This is a genomic window from Anaerobacillus alkaliphilus, assembly GCF_004116265.1.
GTDB classification, from domain to species: Bacteria; Bacillota; Bacilli; order Bacillales; family Anaerobacillaceae; genus Anaerobacillus; species Anaerobacillus alkaliphilus.
Genome location: NZ_QOUX01000033.1, coordinates 25,792 through 44,585, shown reverse-complemented (window position 1 = coordinate 44,585; position 18,794 = coordinate 25,792). Strand labels below are relative to the sequence as shown.

Below are 18,794 nucleotides of genomic sequence, written 5' to 3'. Positions count from 1 at the left end.
CCCTTGTCTTACACCGCAAATAGTGTGATTATCGAAATCTATAAGACTAGCCATAAAAAATGAGGCCAAGCAAAGTCAAGTGAGTGACCAATTTTCCACCTTCCAAGTAATCAATACTTTCCAAATTTTGTTTAAATCTATCAACTTCTATTTGAAAAGAGTATACTAATTAATAGAGTACCAAGTATTAACTACACTCTTTACACAATCTTATTTTTCTATAAAAGAGAGTAATAAATTCTTAGTGAAAAACTTATTGCTTAATGGAGGTTAAGATGAAACAGCTATTGAAAATAAACAAACTAATCCCAATTATTATTGTTGGACTATTCCTTCTACCAACTACCGGTTTTGCTAAAAGTACCGTTGAAGAAAGATGTGGGTATAAACAACAGCCTGGAGTAAATCCATCATATCAAATGGTTAATTGTTTGCTAACAGAAACAGCACTTGACTTCAATGTTCCCCCTGAAGTTGTGAAGGGTATTGCCGAAGTAGAAAGCAGTGACTGGAGACACTTTAACACAGATGGTAGTCCAATAATTACAGCTGATGGCGGTATTGGCATAATGCAGATAACACTCTATCAAATTTATGACCAAGAAAGGCTAAAAAATGATATTGTGTATAACATTGAAACAGGTGTTAGAATGCTAGATGCGATGTTTAAAAGAAACGATTTACCAAAAGTTAATGCCCATGAAAGAGAATTTATCGAACACTGGTATTTCGCTGTTATGGCGTATAACGGGACAAAACCAATAAACAGCCCTATAGTACAAGCTACTGGTGAGAGAAACCGTGATGCCTACCAAGAAAAAGTCTTTAAAGTAATAAACACCAAAAATTTCTTAACATTAAGAGATTTGCCTTTTGATAGTAGTTACTTCATATATGATTCTACTAGCAGTGACAATATCAAGTTTGCAAAAAGAAGTTTAACAACCAATAGTCAGTTGACACGAAGTAAACATTTACTTAAAAAAGGTGACTACGCAACAGTTACTAGCAAGGTTAGATTAAGACAGGGGCCAACAACCACAAGTAACGAAATCGATAATCTACAAAAAAATCAAAAAGTAAAAATCCTAAATGGCTTTACTTATGAATCTAATGTTTTTAGTAAAAACCACTTTGGTTGGTATTCAGTTCAATTAACCGACGGTAGAACAGGTTTTGTAGCTAGTAGTTACTTAGAGCTATCTACAACACCTACTATTATTTTGCAGCTTAATAATCCGACTGCACAAGTGAACGGTTCACCTGTTAATTTAGCAGCGGCTCCGTATACAACAAATGGTCGTACACTTGTACCACTGAGGTTTATTAGTGAGAGTCTAGGAGCCAATGTGCATTGGAATTCTTCTACTAGAGTAATAACAATTAAGATGGATGGAAAGGTTCTAACACTTCGGGATGGTAGCCCAGCTATCTCAGTTACATATAATGGTTTACAAGCACACCATACCATTGACGTTGCACCTATAATTCGTAACGGGGTTACCTTCGTCCCAATTCGCTTCATCTCAGAACAAATTGGAGCTAGAGTAGATTGGAATGGTCAAACAAGAACGGTAACAATTTATAAATAAAGAAGACATCCCCTAGTCGTGCAGACTAGGGGATGTTTAATGCTCTAGAAGGTACAAAGGAAAGACAAGGGGACAGATCCCTCGTCTTACATCATCTGGATACAACGACTTTTTGTCCCATTAATTAAGACAGTGTACCTGTCCCTCTGTCCGGCCTAGAACCAATTAATTGGTTTAGGGTTTAAGTTTTGGAATATATGCTTTGTTTCTGTATATTCTTCGATACCTAGTCTTCCTAATTCACGTCCAAATCCAGACTGCTTAAATCCACCCCATGGTGCGTGAGGGAAGTAAACGTTATAGTCATTAATCCAAACTGTACCCATGCGCATCTTGGCTACACAACGTTCAGCTTTGACAACATCGTTCGTCCAAACCCCACCAGCAAGTCCGTAAATAGAGTCATTCGCAAGCTTCAGCGCTTCCTCTTCTGTTCGGAATTTCTCAACCGTAATTACAGGCCCAAAAGCCTCATCTTGAACAATCCTCATATCTGTTGTGCAATCTGTAAAAATAGTAGGTAGGTAGAAGAAGCCGTTTTTTAGTTCTGGATCTTCTGGTCGACTACCACCAACTGCTAGTGTAGCGCCTTCTGTAATCCCCATTTCTACATACTTTTCTACCTTCGAAAGGTGCTCAGCTGAAATAAGTGGGCCCATTTGTGTAGTTTCGTCAAATCCACTTCCTAGCTTAATCTTTTTCACTCGCTCGACAAGTGCTCGAACGAACTTGTCGTGAATATTTTCTTCTATTATTAGCCTTGTACCTGCGGAACAAATTTGTCCTGCATGGAAGAATACCGCATTTAATGCTTGATCTACCGCTGTCTCAAAGTCAGCATCAGCAAAGATAATGTTAGGGTTTTTTCCACCAAGTTCAAGTGCAAGCTTCTTCACATTACTGCTTGCTGCTTGCATTATTTTCTTCCCAGTAAAAATTCCACCTGTAAAGGAGATCAAGTCCACATCAATGCTACTTGATAACTCTGCACCAACTGTGTTACCAGGTCCAAGTACTAGGTTAGCAACGCCAGCAGGCACACCTGCCTCTTCCATTAGTTCGAATATTTTAATAGTAGTAAGTGGTGTGATTTCACTTGGCTTCATGATTAAAGTATTTCCAGTCACAAGTGCTGGAGCTAGTTTCCAAGACGCTTGAAGCAATGGATAATTCCACGGGGTAATTTGACCACAAACACCAACTGGTTCGTAAACTACTTTACTAATAGAGTTTGGCACAGGAGAAGCAATCAGTTCCCCACCACTTTTATCTGCAAGTTCTGCATAATAGCGAAATACCCCAGCGATATCATTCATATCTCCACGGCTTTCTTCTACTGTTTTGCCAGTATCTAATGACTCTAATCTAGCAAGTTCTTCATTATCTCGTTCTACTAACTCAGCAATTTTCCTTACAATAGCTCCTCGCTCTGTTGCTGGAGTAGAAGACCATTCTCCGTTATCAAAAGCTACTCTTGCTGCAGCAATTGCTGCTCTTGCATCCACTTCGTCCCCTTCTGGAACAGTAGCAATAACTTCTTGATTAAACGGATTAATAATATCACGCTTATTACCAGAAATCGCCTCAACCCATTTACCGTTAATGTATTGCTGTTGTTTTAGCTTCAAATTTATCAACTCCATTTTTATATATATATTAAGTTTGTTAAAAATTTATTTAATCTTTTGAACAGGATAACATGGTTTTTTATGGCTGTCAAAGATAAAAAAAAGTTTAAACTTAACACAAAATGTTGATATCACTAGGTTCACAGGAATTAATAATCAGTTTAAACAAAGTTTTTTATTTGACATTTATTCTGAATTCTGTAAAAATTATAAAGAAGATTAAATAAATTTTTAACGCGCTTAACTTATTATTGAAGGAGTAACTTATGAGCGAATCCACTGAAAGATCCAGAAGTAAAATAGAAGAAGCAAAAGATAAAGTCATTGGAGCGATTGCAGAGACAATGGACTTATACGGTGTAACACCTGCTGCTGCAAATTTATACGCAACGATGTACTTTAAAGATCAAATGACTCTTGATGAAATGCGAACGGAGCTTGAAATGAGCAAACCGAGTATGAGTACGAGTGTACGTAAGCTCCAAGAAATAGAAATGGTAAAGAAAACATTCACACGCGGTTCTAGGAAACACACCTATGTAGCTGAAAAAAACTTCTTTCGTTCATTTATGGTGTTTTACTGTCAGATGTGGGAGCGAGAAGTTAAAACAAATATGGAAGCTATTGAGGAAGCACAAGAAGACTTCATCGACGTAATAAAAGACTCCACCAGTACGCCAGAAATTGTGGCGGAGGCTAAAAAATACTACGATCAATTAGAAGAGTCTAAGACATACTATCACTGGTTGGATGACTTAGTGACAAGTATCCGAAGTGGTAAGATATTTGAGTTTATACCTAAGGATTCTCAAGAATAGAAGCGAGTCTATAGGCAATATATTGCCTATAGACTCTACAACCCTTCACTTCTCTATTTCATAAGAGCTAGTTTCATTTATTGTTGTACTTACGTTAAATTTTTTCTTAATTAATTTAACGTTTTAAATATTTCAAACAAAAGGAGAGATTTTACATGAACAAATGGAAAAATTATATCTTTGCGTTGCTAATGGTTGCTTTACTGACAGCATGTGGAAGCACAAATCAGGAAACGAACAGTGAACAAACAGCTACAAAAGAAATAACAATTGGTCAAATATTATGGGCCGAAAATATTGCAGTAACAAATATGTGGAAGGCAATTTTAGAAGAAAAAGGTTATAGCGTCCAATTAAACTTATTAGACATGGGTGTTACAATGTCAGCTTTAGATGGTGGAGAGTTAGATGTTAGTTTAGAGGTATGGTTACCAGTCCAAGATGCAAATTATCTAGAAAGATATCAAGATACGGTTAATTTCTCAGAAGCTACTTGGTTTGATAATGCCAAAGTAGGACTTGTGGTTCCCACCTATTTAAAAGAGATTAATAGTGTCGAACATTTAAACGCACATAAAGAGTTGTTTGATGGAAAAATTATCGGTTTCGATCCTGGCGCAGGTACGATGGAAGTTACAGAACAACTAATAAAAGATTATCAGCTTGAGTTTGATCTACTAGCAAGCTCTGAACCTGCAATGTTAGGGGCAGTTGCAAGTGCCATAGGAAAAGAAGAAGCAATCGTGGTACCACTTTGGAGTCCACACTGGGTATTCTCTAGATATGATTTGAAGTTCCTAGAGGACCCGCAAAACACATTCGGTGGAATTGAAAAAATTCACCATGCTACAAGGCATGGATTTGAAGAAGATTATCCAGAGGTTAGCCAGTGGTTTAAGAACTGGAAAATGAATGACCAACAAATTGGCGAGCTTATCGATTATGTGGAAACTGCCGAAGACCCTCTTGAAGGCGCCAAAAAATGGATTGAAGAAAATCGAGAATTGATTAATGAATGGGTAAATTAAATGCATAAATAAAGAAGTTAGTCTCTCATAGGGAGGCTAACTTCTTTTCTATTCACACACGAACGTAATCTAGCCATTTGGAATTAGAGTTTTGTACTGGATAGTATCGTTGTACTGTGCAGTAAAATGTATCTGTGGTTTTTCATTTTTCTTCTTCAACATATAAGCAATACGATAGTTTAAGTACAATCCTTCACAATTTCCTAATGAAGATTACATCATATACTCTTTATTTCTTGTATCACAGAAAAATAGCTACCCCTCAACCTTTTTTATAAAGGATTGTATGAAAGAAATTGTATCATCTAATTCATTTCCTTCAACTAACTTGTGAATAAAAACATAATCGATATCACTAGTTTGTACTTTAAAATTTATTTCTTCATGTTTTCCCATTTTTACATATCTGTAAGGGACACTCTTTCCTCCTATTTCCATAATTTCGTCAAATACCACCCCCGTATAATCGAGAGTTGAAACACTGACCAGTACATCTTTTTCTTCTAAATAAGTAGCAGTAAGAATTTCTCCCATTTGGGTTAGGTCATGATAAAAACCTTCCTTATCTTTTTTTAAGTTTTCTTCTAATCCATACGCAATGATGACCCCTGAAGGTTCTTCAGTAATCTCTCCACTAGGAGTTTTGTGAGTATTAACTAAATATAAAACAACTCCAATTTCAAGGTTTTCGTGGATAGGAACAAGAAAAGTGGTTCCCAGTTTTTCCGACAACTCCTTTTCAAGAGATTGGTATTCTCCTGTATTAGGAAATTCTTCTTGTACGTAGTTTTGATTAAGATTGTCACCTATAATAATATTATTTATTAGGAAATAACCAACAAACACTAATAGAACAGCAGCCATTGCTGTCGGGATTATAGGTTTTATTACATGATTGAATTTTTGTTTGTCTTTTGACTCGTCAATAGTTTTTAAAATCCTTGAATACACTCTATTTTTGTCAGGGAAATCAATAGTTTTATATTGTTTAAACGTCTCTTCATAAGTTGTTTTATCATTATATTGTTTCATAATAGAACCCCTCTTTTTCCATTTGATTTTTTAAAGCTAACAACGCCCGATGCAACGTAACCTTTACCTTTCCTTCGCTCCAATTTAAGACTTCAGCTGTTTCACGAATTGACAATTCTTTAATTTTTCTTAAGATAATCAACTCTCTATAAGAACGTTTTAACTTCCTTAAAGAACAATACAATTGTTCTTCCCTTTCTCCTAAAAGGGCAATATTATCCGGAATATGATTTTTAGATATAACCGCACTAAAAGAATCGATCATAAACAATATCGGTTTTCTTTTACGCATATAATCAATCGTAATATTTCTTGCAATAAAATATAGCCAGTTCTTATCGTTTACATCACCCTTGAATAAGTCCATACTGTTATATGCCTTAATAAAAGTATCATGGGTTAGGTCTTTCGCCTGTTCATCATCACCTAACATCATTAGGATAAATCGGTAAATATCTTCACTATAAAAATGGTACCATTCATGTAATCTTTCTTTTTTTAATCCTTCTTCCAATATGTTCAACTCTCCCATCTTAACTTTATAAAATTTGTTTCTTTAAAGACGAATTACTTTTACAAAAGTTACAGTTTTTCAAAAATATAAATTAAAAACACTAATGATAAAAATGCAAGAGGCAAGCCTGATGTTTTGGTGGGCAACTAAACCATGTATAAATTGGAGTATAATTCTAGAAAACAAAAAGCCAAGTTATGCATTGGCTGTATATAGCAACGCATAATTTGGCTAAATTTAATCTACGCTTCTCAACTTTACTGTTAATATAGATACTAAAACAGCCTATATTTATCTTGCTTCCTGATTTATATAGTAGGAAATTATGGTTATAGATGTAAACAACGATAGGACTTTTTTTGGAGAAGTTGGTATGATAAACATTTCGCCTAGCGAAATCATTGCTTCAGCCTTTCAAGTCCAATCAAGCCCACAGTGGCTCCAAGGAAAGTTCTAAACCAATTTGCTTGGATAACATATATACAAATATAAAAGGTGCATCCTATCAACCATTTTTGTTTATCCTGTAAGTACGCACTCGGTAGTTCAAAAAGTTAAACTGTGAAATTACTGAAAAAATTCTGTTGCTATTCTATTTAGTTCAGATGATTTCTCTACAACAGTCCAGTGTCCACTGTTTTCAATTTCAACTAACCTAGCATGAGGTATATAATCTAAAAGAAGCTCCTTTATTTTAGTTGGTTTTATAATATCATCGCTTCCTTGTGCGACAATGATAGGAATATTTGATAACGCGTGTACCTTAGGAATTAAATCATAATTATTGCTAATATCAGTACCTATGCGATTGTTTACTACACTATTAATAGGTGTCTGATCTTTCTTTTGTAAATTATCGCACGAATATACATAATAAGGATCTATTACTTTCAACATTTCTTTCATACTTGCTTTACCTTTTTTCATTTTTTTATCGACTATGAAAAGTTTAATTTTATCTAGTATCGTCATTCTTTTTAATAGCTCTTTTGGGAATTGTTTGTAACCATTGGAACTAATTCCAATTGCTGCCGTTAAAAATAATTTATTTACCTTGTCAGGATGCGTGGTGGCATAAAGTAATGCAAGTATTGTACCCCAAGATTCACCAAATAAGTTTAGCTTATCTAACTTAAGCTTTTGCCTAAGCATCTCTAGAGTTTCCACTTCATCCTCCATTGAATAGTCGTTATTTACTAAGTGATCGGACTTACCACAACCACTTTGATCATATAAAACTAGTTTGAAATTCTCGGATAATGGTAGCACATGGGGGAGAAAGAATTTATGATTACTACCAGGACCACCATGAAGGAAAATAATAACTTCTCCCTCACCTACTATATTTATAAATATCCTCCTGCCTTTAACTTGAACAAAGTCCTGCCTAACTTTACCCAAATTTTTCCCCCCCATATAAAAATGATATTTTGTAAGTAAAACCTAACTGCAACAAATTAATTCAATTGAAATTTTTCATTATTGTCATTTTATTTTTTCAAGTATCGCCTGATAGTTTAAGTGAAAACCTTCACGAACTAATGATTCCTCATAAAAAAATAATACCAGAAAATAACAAATTTTGTGTGAAAAGAATTGTTTAACAATTTCAATCTATGAGTAGTTGGGTTAATTACTTGCTACACAGTATAAAGTCTACTACGAAGTAGAAATTCCAACAGGGAGCGTCGAGCTATTTTATAACCCGATGTTGAAACCTTTTTCACAATATTACGTAAAAAAAGGTAGATTGTACTTTAACTAAAGAATTAGAAAGGTTGAGTGCTTGGATGGAAACAATGTTAACCGTGGAAAATTTGGGCAAGTCATTTAAAGAAGTAAGGGTTCTTCAAAACATTTCCTTTGAAGTTAGGAAAGGAGAAATCATGGCAATACTAGGCCCTAATGGTGCTGGAAAATCAACTACAATACGTAATATTATGGGAATTATGTATCCGGATGAGGGTTCCATTACATTTCACAACCACCTTGATATCCCACGAAACAAAATTGGCTACTTGCCTGAAGAGCGTGGTTTATACAAAAATGTAAAAATAATGGACATTTTATTGTACCTTGCAGAACTCAAAGATTATCCACTTAAGAAAGCAAAAGAACGAGCACTAGATTACTTGAAAAAATTTGATCTAGAAGGAAAAGAAAACGTATCCGTTGAAGAGCTTTCAAAAGGGATGGGGCAAAAAGTACAATTTGTAGCTTCAATTATCCATGAACCTGAATTCCTTATTCTGGATGAGCCATTCTCAGGCCTTGACCCAGTTAGTCAAAATATCTTTAAAGAGGAAATACGTAAATTAGCCAAGAAAGGAACCGCTATTCTATTATCCTCTCATCAAATGAATATAGTAGAAGAGTTAGCAGATCGCTTATTCATGATAAACAAAGGGCAAAAAGTTATCTATGGAACGATGGATGAAGTTAAAACGGAATATGCCAATTTCAAATGTACCATCCGAGGAAAAAATGAAAAAAGTACTTTAGAGCGACTCCCAGAAGTACAGCGAGTGGAACAAGATGGGAATACATCGATCTTATACTTAACTAATAATGTGAACCCAGCCACATGGATAAAACATCTACCTGAACAGTTAATTATAAATGAATTAAACATTGATCGAATTACCTTACATGAAATATTCATTGATATTGCGACAGGTAAAAGTGGAATGGAGAGAGTAGGTGAATTAAATGCGTAACACCATTAAAGTAGCTAAGTGGGAAATTAAACGTAATATTAAGAATAAGTCCTTTCTAATTGGCCTATTTATAACACCCCTGATTTTTATATTATTTATGGTAGTACCCAGTCTTTTTAGTGACAAAGAAGAAGCAACATCTACGAAAGTAATGGTTAATGATCAGCTAAATGTTTATACAGAATTAGAGGCAATGGTTGATCGTAGTGAGTTTAATTGGATTTTAGAACCATCAGATATTAGCGAGTCAGAGGTAGAAAATGAATTAAAAGAAAGCGAAAATACGGCATATCTTTTCATTGATGAACGAGCACTGAATGAAGGAATAGTTCCTGTTTATATGAGTGATGAGATAAATTCATTTTTTGTTAATCAAGTTCAACTATTAGCAACACCAATCCAAGCTCTGCAAATAGAGAAATTGGGTGTGTCCACGGAAGAACTAGCACTGATTACTAAAGGTATTACCTTCATTGAGCCAACATCTGAAGAATCCTCATCTAATGAATCTAGTGGTGGCATGACAGCAAAAGAGCTAGAACGAATGGTACCAGGGGCCTTTGCTGGATTCATTATGCTTTCAATTGTTTTTACTGGAATGGCGATTTTCCAAAGCGCATCTGATGAAAAGAAAAATAAAATTGCTGAAATTATCCTATCATCATTAACACCTGGCGAATTAATGCAAGGAAAAATAATTGGATATTTTGCATTAGGCATCATTCAGACCATCGTTTCTATTGTTTTAGTACTTCCAGTTCTTAGTTGGCGAATCGATATACCATTCATGGAGTATTTATTTGTTCCAGAACTAGCGATACTAATAATTATTGCATTATTAGGTTATTTACTCTTTGCTGCACTATTCGTAGGAGTCGGTGCTACGATGTCAGACATTAGTACCGCTGGTAACTTTCAAGGTCTAATTATGATGCTACCATTTGCTCCATTTATATTTATTGGACCAGTATTTGGTGACCCAAGTGGACTTATGGCACAAATAGGCACCTATATACCATTCACAACACCAGGAGTGCTCATTCTTCGCCTTTCATTATTGGAAGAATGGCCTTGGGTCGAAATTATCATTGCTTTAGCTATTTTAGCTATTAGTGCTTGGTTATTTATGAAACTAGCCGGCAAGATATTTAAAGTAGGAATATTAATGTATGGCAAGAATGCTTCTCCAAAAGAAATTATGAAATGGTTACGTGCATAAGCTTATTAAAGGTCATTGCTAGCGATGCCCTTTATCTAATTTACATTTCAAAACTTTTTCATCTAGAATAATAAACCGCTCGAATTAAGAGACTCCCCTGAATTGTAAACGCTATGTCAAAGGTTATTAGATTTCAGAAACTATAATCAACTACTATAAAAAAGAAGGTCCTCTTCGATAAAATGCAATCATTTTTGGAAGAGACCTTCATATAGAAAGCTAACTTTTTATTGTAACTGCCCTTGCCGACTGCACTTCATGACGATAGAAGTCTAGATGAAGTGGCTCGAGCGGTTTCAGCCCAAGGATGATGTCAGACGCCTTTTCCGCTAACATCAACACTGGTGCGTGGATATTGCCGTTAGTGACATAAGGCATGGCAGACGCATCGACTACTCGGACATTATCAAGGCCGTGAACTTTCATCGTTAGCGGATCTACAACAGCCATTGGATCTGAAGCCGGCCCCATCTTTGCCGTACAACTCGGATGAAGTGCGGTCTCAGCATCGTTCTTCACCCATTCTAAGATCTCCTCGTCTGTACGAACAGAAGGACCTGGTGAGATTTCTCCCGAATTGTATGGTGCCATAGCTGGCTGAGATAGGATCTCTCGTGAAACTTTTACCGCTTCAATCCACTCCCGACGGTCTTGTTCAGTAGATAGGTAGTTAAAGACCATACTCGGGTGCTCAGTTGGATCAGTCGAACGAATTTTCAAACTCCCACGTGCATCAGAGTACATAGGCCCGACGTGAACCTGGAACCCATGGGCTGTCTTTGCTTTTTGTCCATCGTAACGAACCGCTACCGGAAGAAAATGGAACATCAGGTTCGGATAAGCAACTTCTTCATTCGAACGAACGAATCCGCCACCTTCAAAGTGGTTCGTCGCAGCTGGACCTGTACGTCCAAGTAGCCATTGTAAACCAATCCAAGGCATCTTTGCTTTATTTAAATTAGGCTGTTCGGAAACCGGTAACGGACAAGCGTGTTGGATGTAGATTTCAAGATGATCTTGAAGGTTTTCACCTACACCTGGAAGATCAACTACTGGCTTGATACCAAGTGAACGTAAGTGGTCTGCATTACCCACACCCGACAGTTGGAGTAGCTGCGGCGTGTTAATAGCACCACCAGCGAGTATTACCTCACCTGCATTGACTTGGTGGGTTTTCCCGTTTCTTCGATATGTCACACCTTCCGCTCTGGTCCCATTGAAATCAATACTTGTAACGAAAGCACGAGTCTCCACAGTTAAATTCTCACGTCCCATAGCTGGGTGCAGATATGCTCGTGATGGTGAGAACCGTTGCCCCTTGTATACGTGTTTATCAAACGGACCGAAACCTTCTTGTCGATAACCGTTCACATCCGGAGTTCGAGAATAGCCAGCCTCGACAGCTGCGTCAAAGAAGGCTTGGAATAAAGGATTAGTAGCTGGCCCACGTTCTAGCTTAAGAGGACCATTTTGGCCACGATATTCATCATCTGGGTCTGCAGCTAGCGCATTTTCCATCTTCTTAAAATAAGGAAGACAGTGCGCAAAATCCCACGTTTCCATACCTGGATCGGCTCCCCAACGTTCATAGTCTAATGGATTCCCACGTTGATAAATCATGCCGTTAATAGAGCCCGAACCTCCGAGCACTTTTCCACGGGCATGCTTAATTCGGCGTCCATTCATAAAAGGTTCTGGGTCGGTTTCATATCTCCAGTCATAGAGCGATTTCCCTGCTGGAAACGGCAAAGCTGCTGGCATTTGAATTAAGAGATCCCATGAAAAATCTTTTCTTCCTGCCTCTAAAACTAGAACACTACGAGTTCCATCTGCACTTAGACGGTCCCCAAGTACAGAACCTGCACTACCTCCGCCAATGATAACAAAGTCATATGATTTCTTCATCTTCATGTCCTCCTTGGTTGTTTGGAATTTAATAAGTAAACAAGTAAACACATTAAATTCCATCTTCAATTATTTAAACTAGTTATAGTTTGATAGTTTATTTACCTAAACCCAGTAGGATAAGGTTATGTACTTCTTTACCTAACTCATGGAAAAGCCCAACTATACTCCCATACCCTGAAAAATCCGTTTGATGATTCTTCATTCTTTGAGAATTTCCTCATCCATTCCACTACTCAATCAACGATATATTCCTTTGATTAACTTTGTTAAATTTTTATTTAACGTTCTTAATATTTTAAATTTAACACAACAAATCATATTTGTAAACCGAAGTCTATAACTCTAACATTTTTTTACATATTTTTCCCTCTCGTGTAACTGGAAAGTAAAAAAGAAGCTTCCCACAAGTTCAATGAACTTGTGGGAAGCTTCCCCTATCAGGCAAGTTTAATTGCTTATAATATTACTTCTTCAGCCACTCGGTGTTAAGCTCGACTCCTGCTGCTGATAACGTTTGAAATACTGGGCAGCGGGCTTCCGCCTTCTCTTGAAGTTCAGCTAACCTCTCCTCTGGTTCCTCCGTATCCACTACCACTTTCAAGGAGACTGTTTCAAAATAAGTACGTACTGATGGATCACCCATTAATCCACGCAAATCTAAGTTTCCGTCAGCTTCATAGGCTACCCCCGCTAATTGGAAGCCCATTTCTTTTGCTACAAGGTTAATCAAAACGTTTTTACACGAAATTAACGAACCTAATAATACAGACAATGGGTCTGGACCTTCGTCTTTACCACCGAAACTAGGTGGCTCATCTATGATGAAATCGAATTGTTTCGCCTTTACTTCCGTTTTCATACCTTCACCTACACCTGTGATGTTCACTGTTAGCTGCGTTGACATTATTTTAAACCTCCTGGGTTTGCAGTTCGGTACGTAAAACCTCTGCTGCTTTCTTTATATTTTTCAATTTTTCGACCGAAATTTCTGGGGTGTTCATTGGGCGTTGGGCGAAAGTACCGAAACCGCAATCCGGATTTAGGAACAAACGCTCCAAAGGAATATACTTAGCTGCTTCCTTCACACGAGCAATGATTTCCTCTACCCTTTCCACCTCAGGAATGCGTGGATTCACAACCCCTAGACCAATTTCCATGTCTCTATCTTTAAAGACTTCTAATGCATGAAGTTCACCAGCCCGAGGGGTTGCATATTCTAGAACTAGCTGGTTCACATTGAGTTTTGCTAAGTATGGCATCAATGGATAATACGGTCCACGAAGCAGCGTATCTTCTTGGGTGCTCCAGTTCCCGCGGCAAATATGAAGACCGATTTTCGAGCCTTTGTTGAGCATACCGTCCGTCACTTTATTAATAAGTTCCATGGCAAAAGCAAGTTCTTCCTCTGCATCAGCCTTTGCTGTTAATGCACCGCACATAAACGTACGATTTGCATTTTTCTGCGTAAATACAAGTTCTGTCAGAACCGGTTCATCTAATTGAATGAACGGCACACCTGCGGCAATTAATTCTTCGATCTCTTCCCGTAACACTGCCACAATATCTTCAGCAAGATCTTCCTTCGTTGGATACGTTGCCACAGATAGACCTTCTACCCACATAGACCGTGTTAATAAATAAGGTCCAGGAATGGCTACTTTTACTGCCTTGTCTGTATGCTGCTTGGCAAATAAATATTCATCCAATGCGATCGGCTTTTTGCGACTAATCTTTCCAGCTGCAGCAGGGTTTGTTAAGGAATATGCAGGAACGTCTAACGTTCCAAGTATTTCTTCAAAACTCGCTTTATCCTCCACATATTCAAGAAGATCAGCAACTGAGAGCATTTTCACATTTTCAATTTTGTCAGCAACAAAGGAAATGAAGTTGTCACGACGTTGTTCCCCATCGGTAATGAGGTCCACACCCGCCTCTTCTTGAAGCTTTATGCATTCGATAACAGCTATGTCTGCAATTCTATGAAACTCCTCTTCTGTCAATCGGCCAGCACGTTTTTCTCGTAAGCCATTTAGTACAGCCTTAGAACGCGGCCAACTTCCCACCACCGTTGTTGGGATTAATGGTAAAGTCATGAAGATCACACCTTATTATTTGATGAAAATCTTATACTATAGAAAACTTTAATTGAATATCTACTGTATTTTTTAACGTTTGATAGATAGGAGAACGTTCTAACGTTTTTTCCCAAACTTTCATTAATTCACTTTCCTCATTTGGGGAAGTTATATAAAAACTGCCGTGAACCTCAATGATACGAGGACTTCCAACATCATCTAGGTCCATATGGTATAAAACATTATCCAGTTTCCCTTTTAAAGTCAGTTCCATATGGTCAATTACAATATTTCGCCGTGAACCGTGGGATTTAAACCCTACCAAAAGGCAAGAGGATAGGGAAGCTAATAGATAGTCTACAGCACTTGGTGCCTCTACCTTTACGCTAAATTCTGCAGGTTGTCCAGCAATAAAGCTGTGATTGCGAGAATGGACTTTTGCTGTCAATCCGTTACCGTTGCTTGTTCGTACTACCCATCGATAGCCTTTAGCCGCTTCTAAGTCCTTCTCCAAGGTCTCGGTCTTGCCACCTTTTTGTACAAAATAACTCGTCCAGTTCTCTCCTAATTCTGATCCTAAAAACTCATGTTTGACCATCCTGCACCAGGCTGGAAGATCGTCCGCCACTGTTCGTTCTCGGCTGCGAACCTCCAGTATCTCACCTGGCTCTAATGGGTCCATTGCTTTTTTAATTATTAAGAGAAGTCCCGAACCGCAATCCAGGTCTCCTCCATCACACATACCATGAGCAAAAAATTGAGACATATTAAACTGCTCCTTTATTTTAGTATGTAATAGATGCCGCACCTTCGGATAGGAACTCCACTACTTTTGCACCACCAACGATGGTTGCTCCTTCAATCAAGTTGTCCTCACTTAGTTCACGCTTCTTATGACATGGGCTGCATACCCAAATTAGTCCACCTGCTTCAACAAACTGGTCCATCAAACCTTTTAATGGAGCAAAACCACCTTCATGGATATCGTCGGCATAACCTTTATCAGATAAGTAAGCGCCATCAATATTTAAAAATACAACTACTTCCTTCCCCGAGGCTACTGCTGCGTTAGCGACGACAAATGCTACTGTTGCTCTGTCTGTATCATTTTTCCCGTTTGTTAAACTTACTAGAAATTTGTTTGTCATGTTAATCTCTCTCCTTTTGAATATAAAAATGTGTTTGGATTACGCCTTTTGCTTCAGTGTGAAGCAATGTGTGTCCTTGCATGCGGCACCAGGCCGGAACATCTTCCACTGCCCCTAAGTCGTAGGAAATCACTTCCATGATTTCTCCTTTATGTAGGCCCTTCATCTTCAAAAAGATGTTCATAATAAGCTCTCCACAACTAGCTGGCCCTGCATCATAAACATAGTCTACCTTTACCTGTTGCTGAATTTTTCTCACCCCTCATAAAGAAGCTAAACTATTATTATTCCAATTTATTACTATTTATAACTTAATTTAATTATACCTATAATATTAAGTTATAAAAAGAGTGGAGTAAATAACTATAATAATAAGACACAAAATTGACACTAGTTTACTTGGGAGGGGACAAGGAACTTTACCCTATCCTAAAAACAGTAATATAAGTAAGAAATGATTTGGACTTTTCCCAGAAAATCGAGGGTGAAATTACAACAATTTAAGGCGAAGAGAAAACTTGTCTCTTCGCCTTTGTAAAGATATCTTTTAAAAAATATAGATTGGTTGATAATAGTTTTCTATATAATAACATTTGTAAACATTGGATAATTTATTACTGAGTAACTTAATTTCATTTAACCCTTTAGAAGGAGTGGGAGTATGACCTGGACTATCACTAGAAATGATTTAACAAACATTGAATTATTGAATATAGAAAGTTTATTTTCAATTGGAAATGGATACTTAGGTGTAAGAGGAAATTTTGAGGAGGGCTACGGAGATGACATGAGCTCTGTTCGGGGTACATATATTAATGCGTTTCATGATGTGACAAAAATTACATACGGGGAAAAATTATATGCATTCCCTGAGACTCAACAAAAGCTTTTAAATATTATTGACTCCCAAACTATTTATATTTATTTAGGTGAAGGTGATGACCGAGAACTCTTTTCTTTATTTGACGGAGAGATTTTATCTTATGAACGCATGCTTCATCTAGATAGAGGGTTTACCGAAAGAAAAGTACATTTTCTTACACCAAAAGGAAAAGAAATTAAACTTCTTTTTAGAAGATTTGTTTCCTTTGCTATTAAAGAATTATTTGTTATTGATATTCAAATTGAACCGGTTAACTTTACAGGAAAGGTTGAGCTGGGTTCTATTATTAATGGCGATGTAGCAAATTATACGAATCCTAAAGATCCTAGAGTATCTGCTGGACATGCAAAGCGACTTACTGTTGAACAGGTTAAACAAAAAGATATCTATAGCTATATTGAAGTAAAAACCATGGAGTCTAATTTAAGTTCATCTTGCCTTACTTCTCACCATTTAAATACAGACTACAAGGAAAAGATACATACTAGAGAAAAGTCTATAGAAGTAGTATATACCTTTGATTTATGCAAGCCTGTACAATTAACGAAATATAACGTGTACACTGATACTCTTCGGCATGAAAATGATCTTTTTCAAGCCGGACTGAAAATTCATAATGGGATAATTGAAGAAAATGTAATTTCCTTAATGGAACAACAAAAACAGTATCTAGATAATTTTTGGAGTACAGCTGATGTTCAAATTCATGGAGATGACCATGTTCAAGAAGGAATTCGCTTTAACCTTTATCATCTTTTACAGTCAGCTGGTAGGGATCAAAAGAGTAATATAGCTGCAAAAGGTTTGTCTGGTGAAGGATATGAAGGACATTATTTTTGGGATACTGAAATCTACCTAAATCCTGTATTTATTATGACCCATCCTGAGATTGCAAAAAATTTATTACTATATCGTTATTACATATTAGACGGGGCAAGAGCTCGTGCTAGAGAGATGGGACATTCAAAAGGAGCGCTTTTCCCGTGGAGAACAATAGCAGGCACAGAGTGCTCTCCGTTCTTTCCAGCAGGTACGGCACAATATCATATAAGTGCTGACATTGCTTACAGTTTTATTCAATATTATCTAGCCACAAATGATTTCGATTTTCTAAAAAAATACGGTGCAGAATTATTAATTGAAACCGCTCGTTTGTGGATCGATACAGGACACTATGATCAAGGAGCTTTCAAAATTGATGAGGTTACAGGACCTGATGAGTATACTTGCCTTGTTAATAATAACTACTATACAAACGTTATGGCAAAGCATAATCTTAGTTGGGCTTTTAAGGCCTATGATTTATTAAGTAAGCAGAGTCAAGATACCTTCCATGAACTTAAACAACGTTTACAAGTTACAAATGAAGAGGTTTTAGAATGGAAGAAGATTGCTGATGATATGTATCTCCCCTATGATGAAAAACTTGGAATTAATCCCCAGGACGATACATTTTTACATAAAGCAATCTGGGATTTTGAAAATACACCTAGGGAAAAGTACCCTCTGTTGTTACACTACCACCCTCTAACTCTTTATCGTTATCAAGTTTGTAAACAAGCTGATACTGTCCTTGCTCATTTCTTGTTAGAGGATGAGCAACATTTTGACACGATTCAAAGATCGTACGATTATTATGAGAAGGTTACAACGCATGACTCATCCCTTTCTTACGCAGTATTTAGTATTATGGCAGCAAAGATTGGTTACGCAGATAAAGCCTATAGGTATTTTATTGAAACAGCTCGTCTTGACCTAGACAATACACATGGTAATACGAAAGACGGACTTCATATGGCAAATATGGGAGGAACCTGGATGGCAATCGTATTTGGATTTGCTGGTTTGCGTCTAAAAGAAGAAGGCATTTCTCTTGCTCCGTCGCTTCCTGTAAATTGGTCAGGATACGAGTTCAATATAAAATACATTGAACAGGTTATACATATAAAAATTCACGTGGACCAAATCACCCTTACTCTTAACAAAGGAGACCATGTTGCTGTAAGAGTTTATGACCAAATAGTAAAGTTAAGCCCAAATCAATCATTTCATGTACCACTTCTTACCTAAGGACGGAAAGTCGATTTACATGAGATTTTTAAAAAGAGGTAAAAATCGGGACTTTTAACAAGAAAAAGGAAGGACTCTGTACATTGACGGATGTAGAAGAACAAGCCTCTTGAGTGAAGAATGTCTTCTAGATTGCCAATGAACAGTGTTTATTATGTTTTT

Annotated in this window: 16 protein-coding genes; 6 read left to right on the top strand and 10 right to left on the bottom strand. The window is 37.0% G+C overall.

What is annotated here, in order from left to right; all coding sequences use genetic code 11:
• Positions 1–275 precede the first annotated feature (275 nt).
• Entirely contained in the window at positions 276–1,592 is a 1,317-nt protein-coding gene (locus DS745_RS10405; RefSeq protein WP_161568232.1) for a stalk domain-containing protein, read from the top strand.
• A gap of 155 nt (positions 1,593–1,747) precedes the next feature.
• Here DS745_RS10405 and betB read toward each other — a convergent pair whose 3' ends face one another.
• On the bottom strand, positions 1,748–3,235 hold the full coding sequence (gene betB, locus DS745_RS10400) for a betaine-aldehyde dehydrogenase (RefSeq protein ID WP_129078194.1): 1,488 nt from the start codon (positions 3,233–3,235) through the stop codon (positions 1,748–1,750).
• A 251-nt stretch (positions 3,236–3,486) separates the two neighbouring features.
• Between betB and cudC the strand changes: the two genes are divergently transcribed.
• Both cudC and DS745_RS10390 read left to right on the top strand, forming a co-directional pair.
• On the top strand, positions 3,487–4,038 hold the full coding sequence (gene cudC, locus DS745_RS10395) for a choline uptake/conversion transcriptional regulator CudC (protein ID WP_129078193.1): 552 nt from the start codon (positions 3,487–3,489) through the stop codon (positions 4,036–4,038).
• A 155-nt stretch (positions 4,039–4,193) separates the two neighbouring features.
• On the top strand, positions 4,194–5,066 hold the full coding sequence (locus tag DS745_RS10390) for a glycine betaine ABC transporter substrate-binding protein (protein WP_129078192.1): 873 nt from the start codon (positions 4,194–4,196) through the stop codon (positions 5,064–5,066).
• Between the two features lie 255 nt (positions 5,067–5,321).
• On the opposite strand, the gene DS745_RS10385 is transcribed toward DS745_RS10390, so the two are convergent.
• From DS745_RS10385 to DS745_RS10375, 3 genes are all read right to left on the bottom strand, one after another.
• Positions 5,322–6,098 (bottom strand): hypothetical protein, encoded by a 777-nt coding sequence (locus DS745_RS10385; RefSeq protein ID WP_129078191.1) that lies wholly within the window; start codon positions 6,096–6,098, stop codon positions 5,322–5,324.
• A complete protein-coding gene (locus tag DS745_RS10380) occupies positions 6,085–6,612 on the bottom strand; it encodes an RNA polymerase sigma factor (protein WP_241657783.1) in 528 nt (175 codons plus the stop codon). Before DS745_RS10380 ends, DS745_RS10385 begins: the two co-directional genes overlap by 14 nt.
• Before the next feature lie 567 nt (positions 6,613–7,179).
• Positions 7,180–8,013 (bottom strand): alpha/beta fold hydrolase, encoded by an 834-nt coding sequence (locus DS745_RS10375; protein ID WP_241657782.1) that lies wholly within the window; start codon positions 8,011–8,013, stop codon positions 7,180–7,182.
• Positions 8,014–8,402: 389 nt separating this feature from the next.
• Here DS745_RS10375 and DS745_RS10370 point away from each other — a divergent pair, with 389 nt between their 5' ends.
• On the top strand, positions 8,403–9,329 hold the full coding sequence (locus DS745_RS10370; RefSeq protein WP_129078188.1) for an ABC transporter ATP-binding protein: 927 nt from the start codon (positions 8,403–8,405) through the stop codon (positions 9,327–9,329).
• Positions 9,322–10,548, top strand: a complete 1,227-nt coding sequence (locus tag DS745_RS10365; RefSeq protein WP_129078187.1) for an ABC transporter permease — start codon at positions 9,322–9,324, stop codon at positions 10,546–10,548. The genes DS745_RS10370 and DS745_RS10365 overlap by 8 nt, the downstream gene beginning before the upstream one ends.
• 219 nt (positions 10,549–10,767) lie before the next feature.
• On the opposite strand, the gene betA is transcribed toward DS745_RS10365, so the two are convergent.
• From betA to DS745_RS10335, 6 genes are all read right to left on the bottom strand, one after another.
• Positions 10,768–12,453 carry a choline dehydrogenase gene (betA, locus tag DS745_RS10360; protein ID WP_129078186.1) on the bottom strand — a complete coding sequence of 562 codons (1,686 nt, stop codon included), beginning with the start codon at positions 12,451–12,453 and terminating at the stop codon, positions 10,768–10,770.
• A 466-nt stretch (positions 12,454–12,919) separates the two neighbouring features.
• Positions 12,920–13,360 carry an OsmC family protein gene (locus tag DS745_RS10355; RefSeq protein WP_129078185.1) on the bottom strand — a complete coding sequence of 147 codons (441 nt, stop codon included), beginning with the start codon at positions 13,358–13,360 and terminating at the stop codon, positions 12,920–12,922.
• A gap of 4 nt (positions 13,361–13,364) precedes the next feature.
• On the bottom strand, positions 13,365–14,549 hold the full coding sequence (locus DS745_RS10350) for a cobalamin-independent methionine synthase II family protein (protein ID WP_129078184.1): 1,185 nt from the start codon (positions 14,547–14,549) through the stop codon (positions 13,365–13,367).
• 31 nt (positions 14,550–14,580) lie between these two features.
• Positions 14,581–15,297, bottom strand: coding sequence for a sulfurtransferase TusA family protein (locus DS745_RS10345; RefSeq protein WP_129078183.1), 717 nt, complete (start codon positions 15,295–15,297; stop codon positions 14,581–14,583).
• A gap of 19 nt (positions 15,298–15,316) precedes the next feature.
• A complete protein-coding gene (locus DS745_RS10340) occupies positions 15,317–15,679 on the bottom strand; it encodes a DsrE family protein (protein ID WP_129078182.1) in 363 nt (120 codons plus the stop codon).
• Position 15,680: 1 nt separating this feature from the next.
• Positions 15,681–15,938: a sulfurtransferase TusA family protein gene (locus DS745_RS10335; RefSeq protein WP_241657781.1), complete on the bottom strand. Its 258-nt coding sequence runs from the start codon at positions 15,936–15,938 to the stop codon at positions 15,681–15,683.
• A gap of 402 nt (positions 15,939–16,340) precedes the next feature.
• Here DS745_RS10335 and DS745_RS10330 point away from each other — a divergent pair, with 402 nt between their 5' ends.
• Positions 16,341–18,632 (top strand): glycoside hydrolase family 65 protein, encoded by a 2,292-nt coding sequence (locus DS745_RS10330; protein WP_129078181.1) that lies wholly within the window; start codon positions 16,341–16,343, stop codon positions 18,630–18,632.
• The last annotated feature ends 162 nt before the right edge of the window (positions 18,633–18,794 follow it).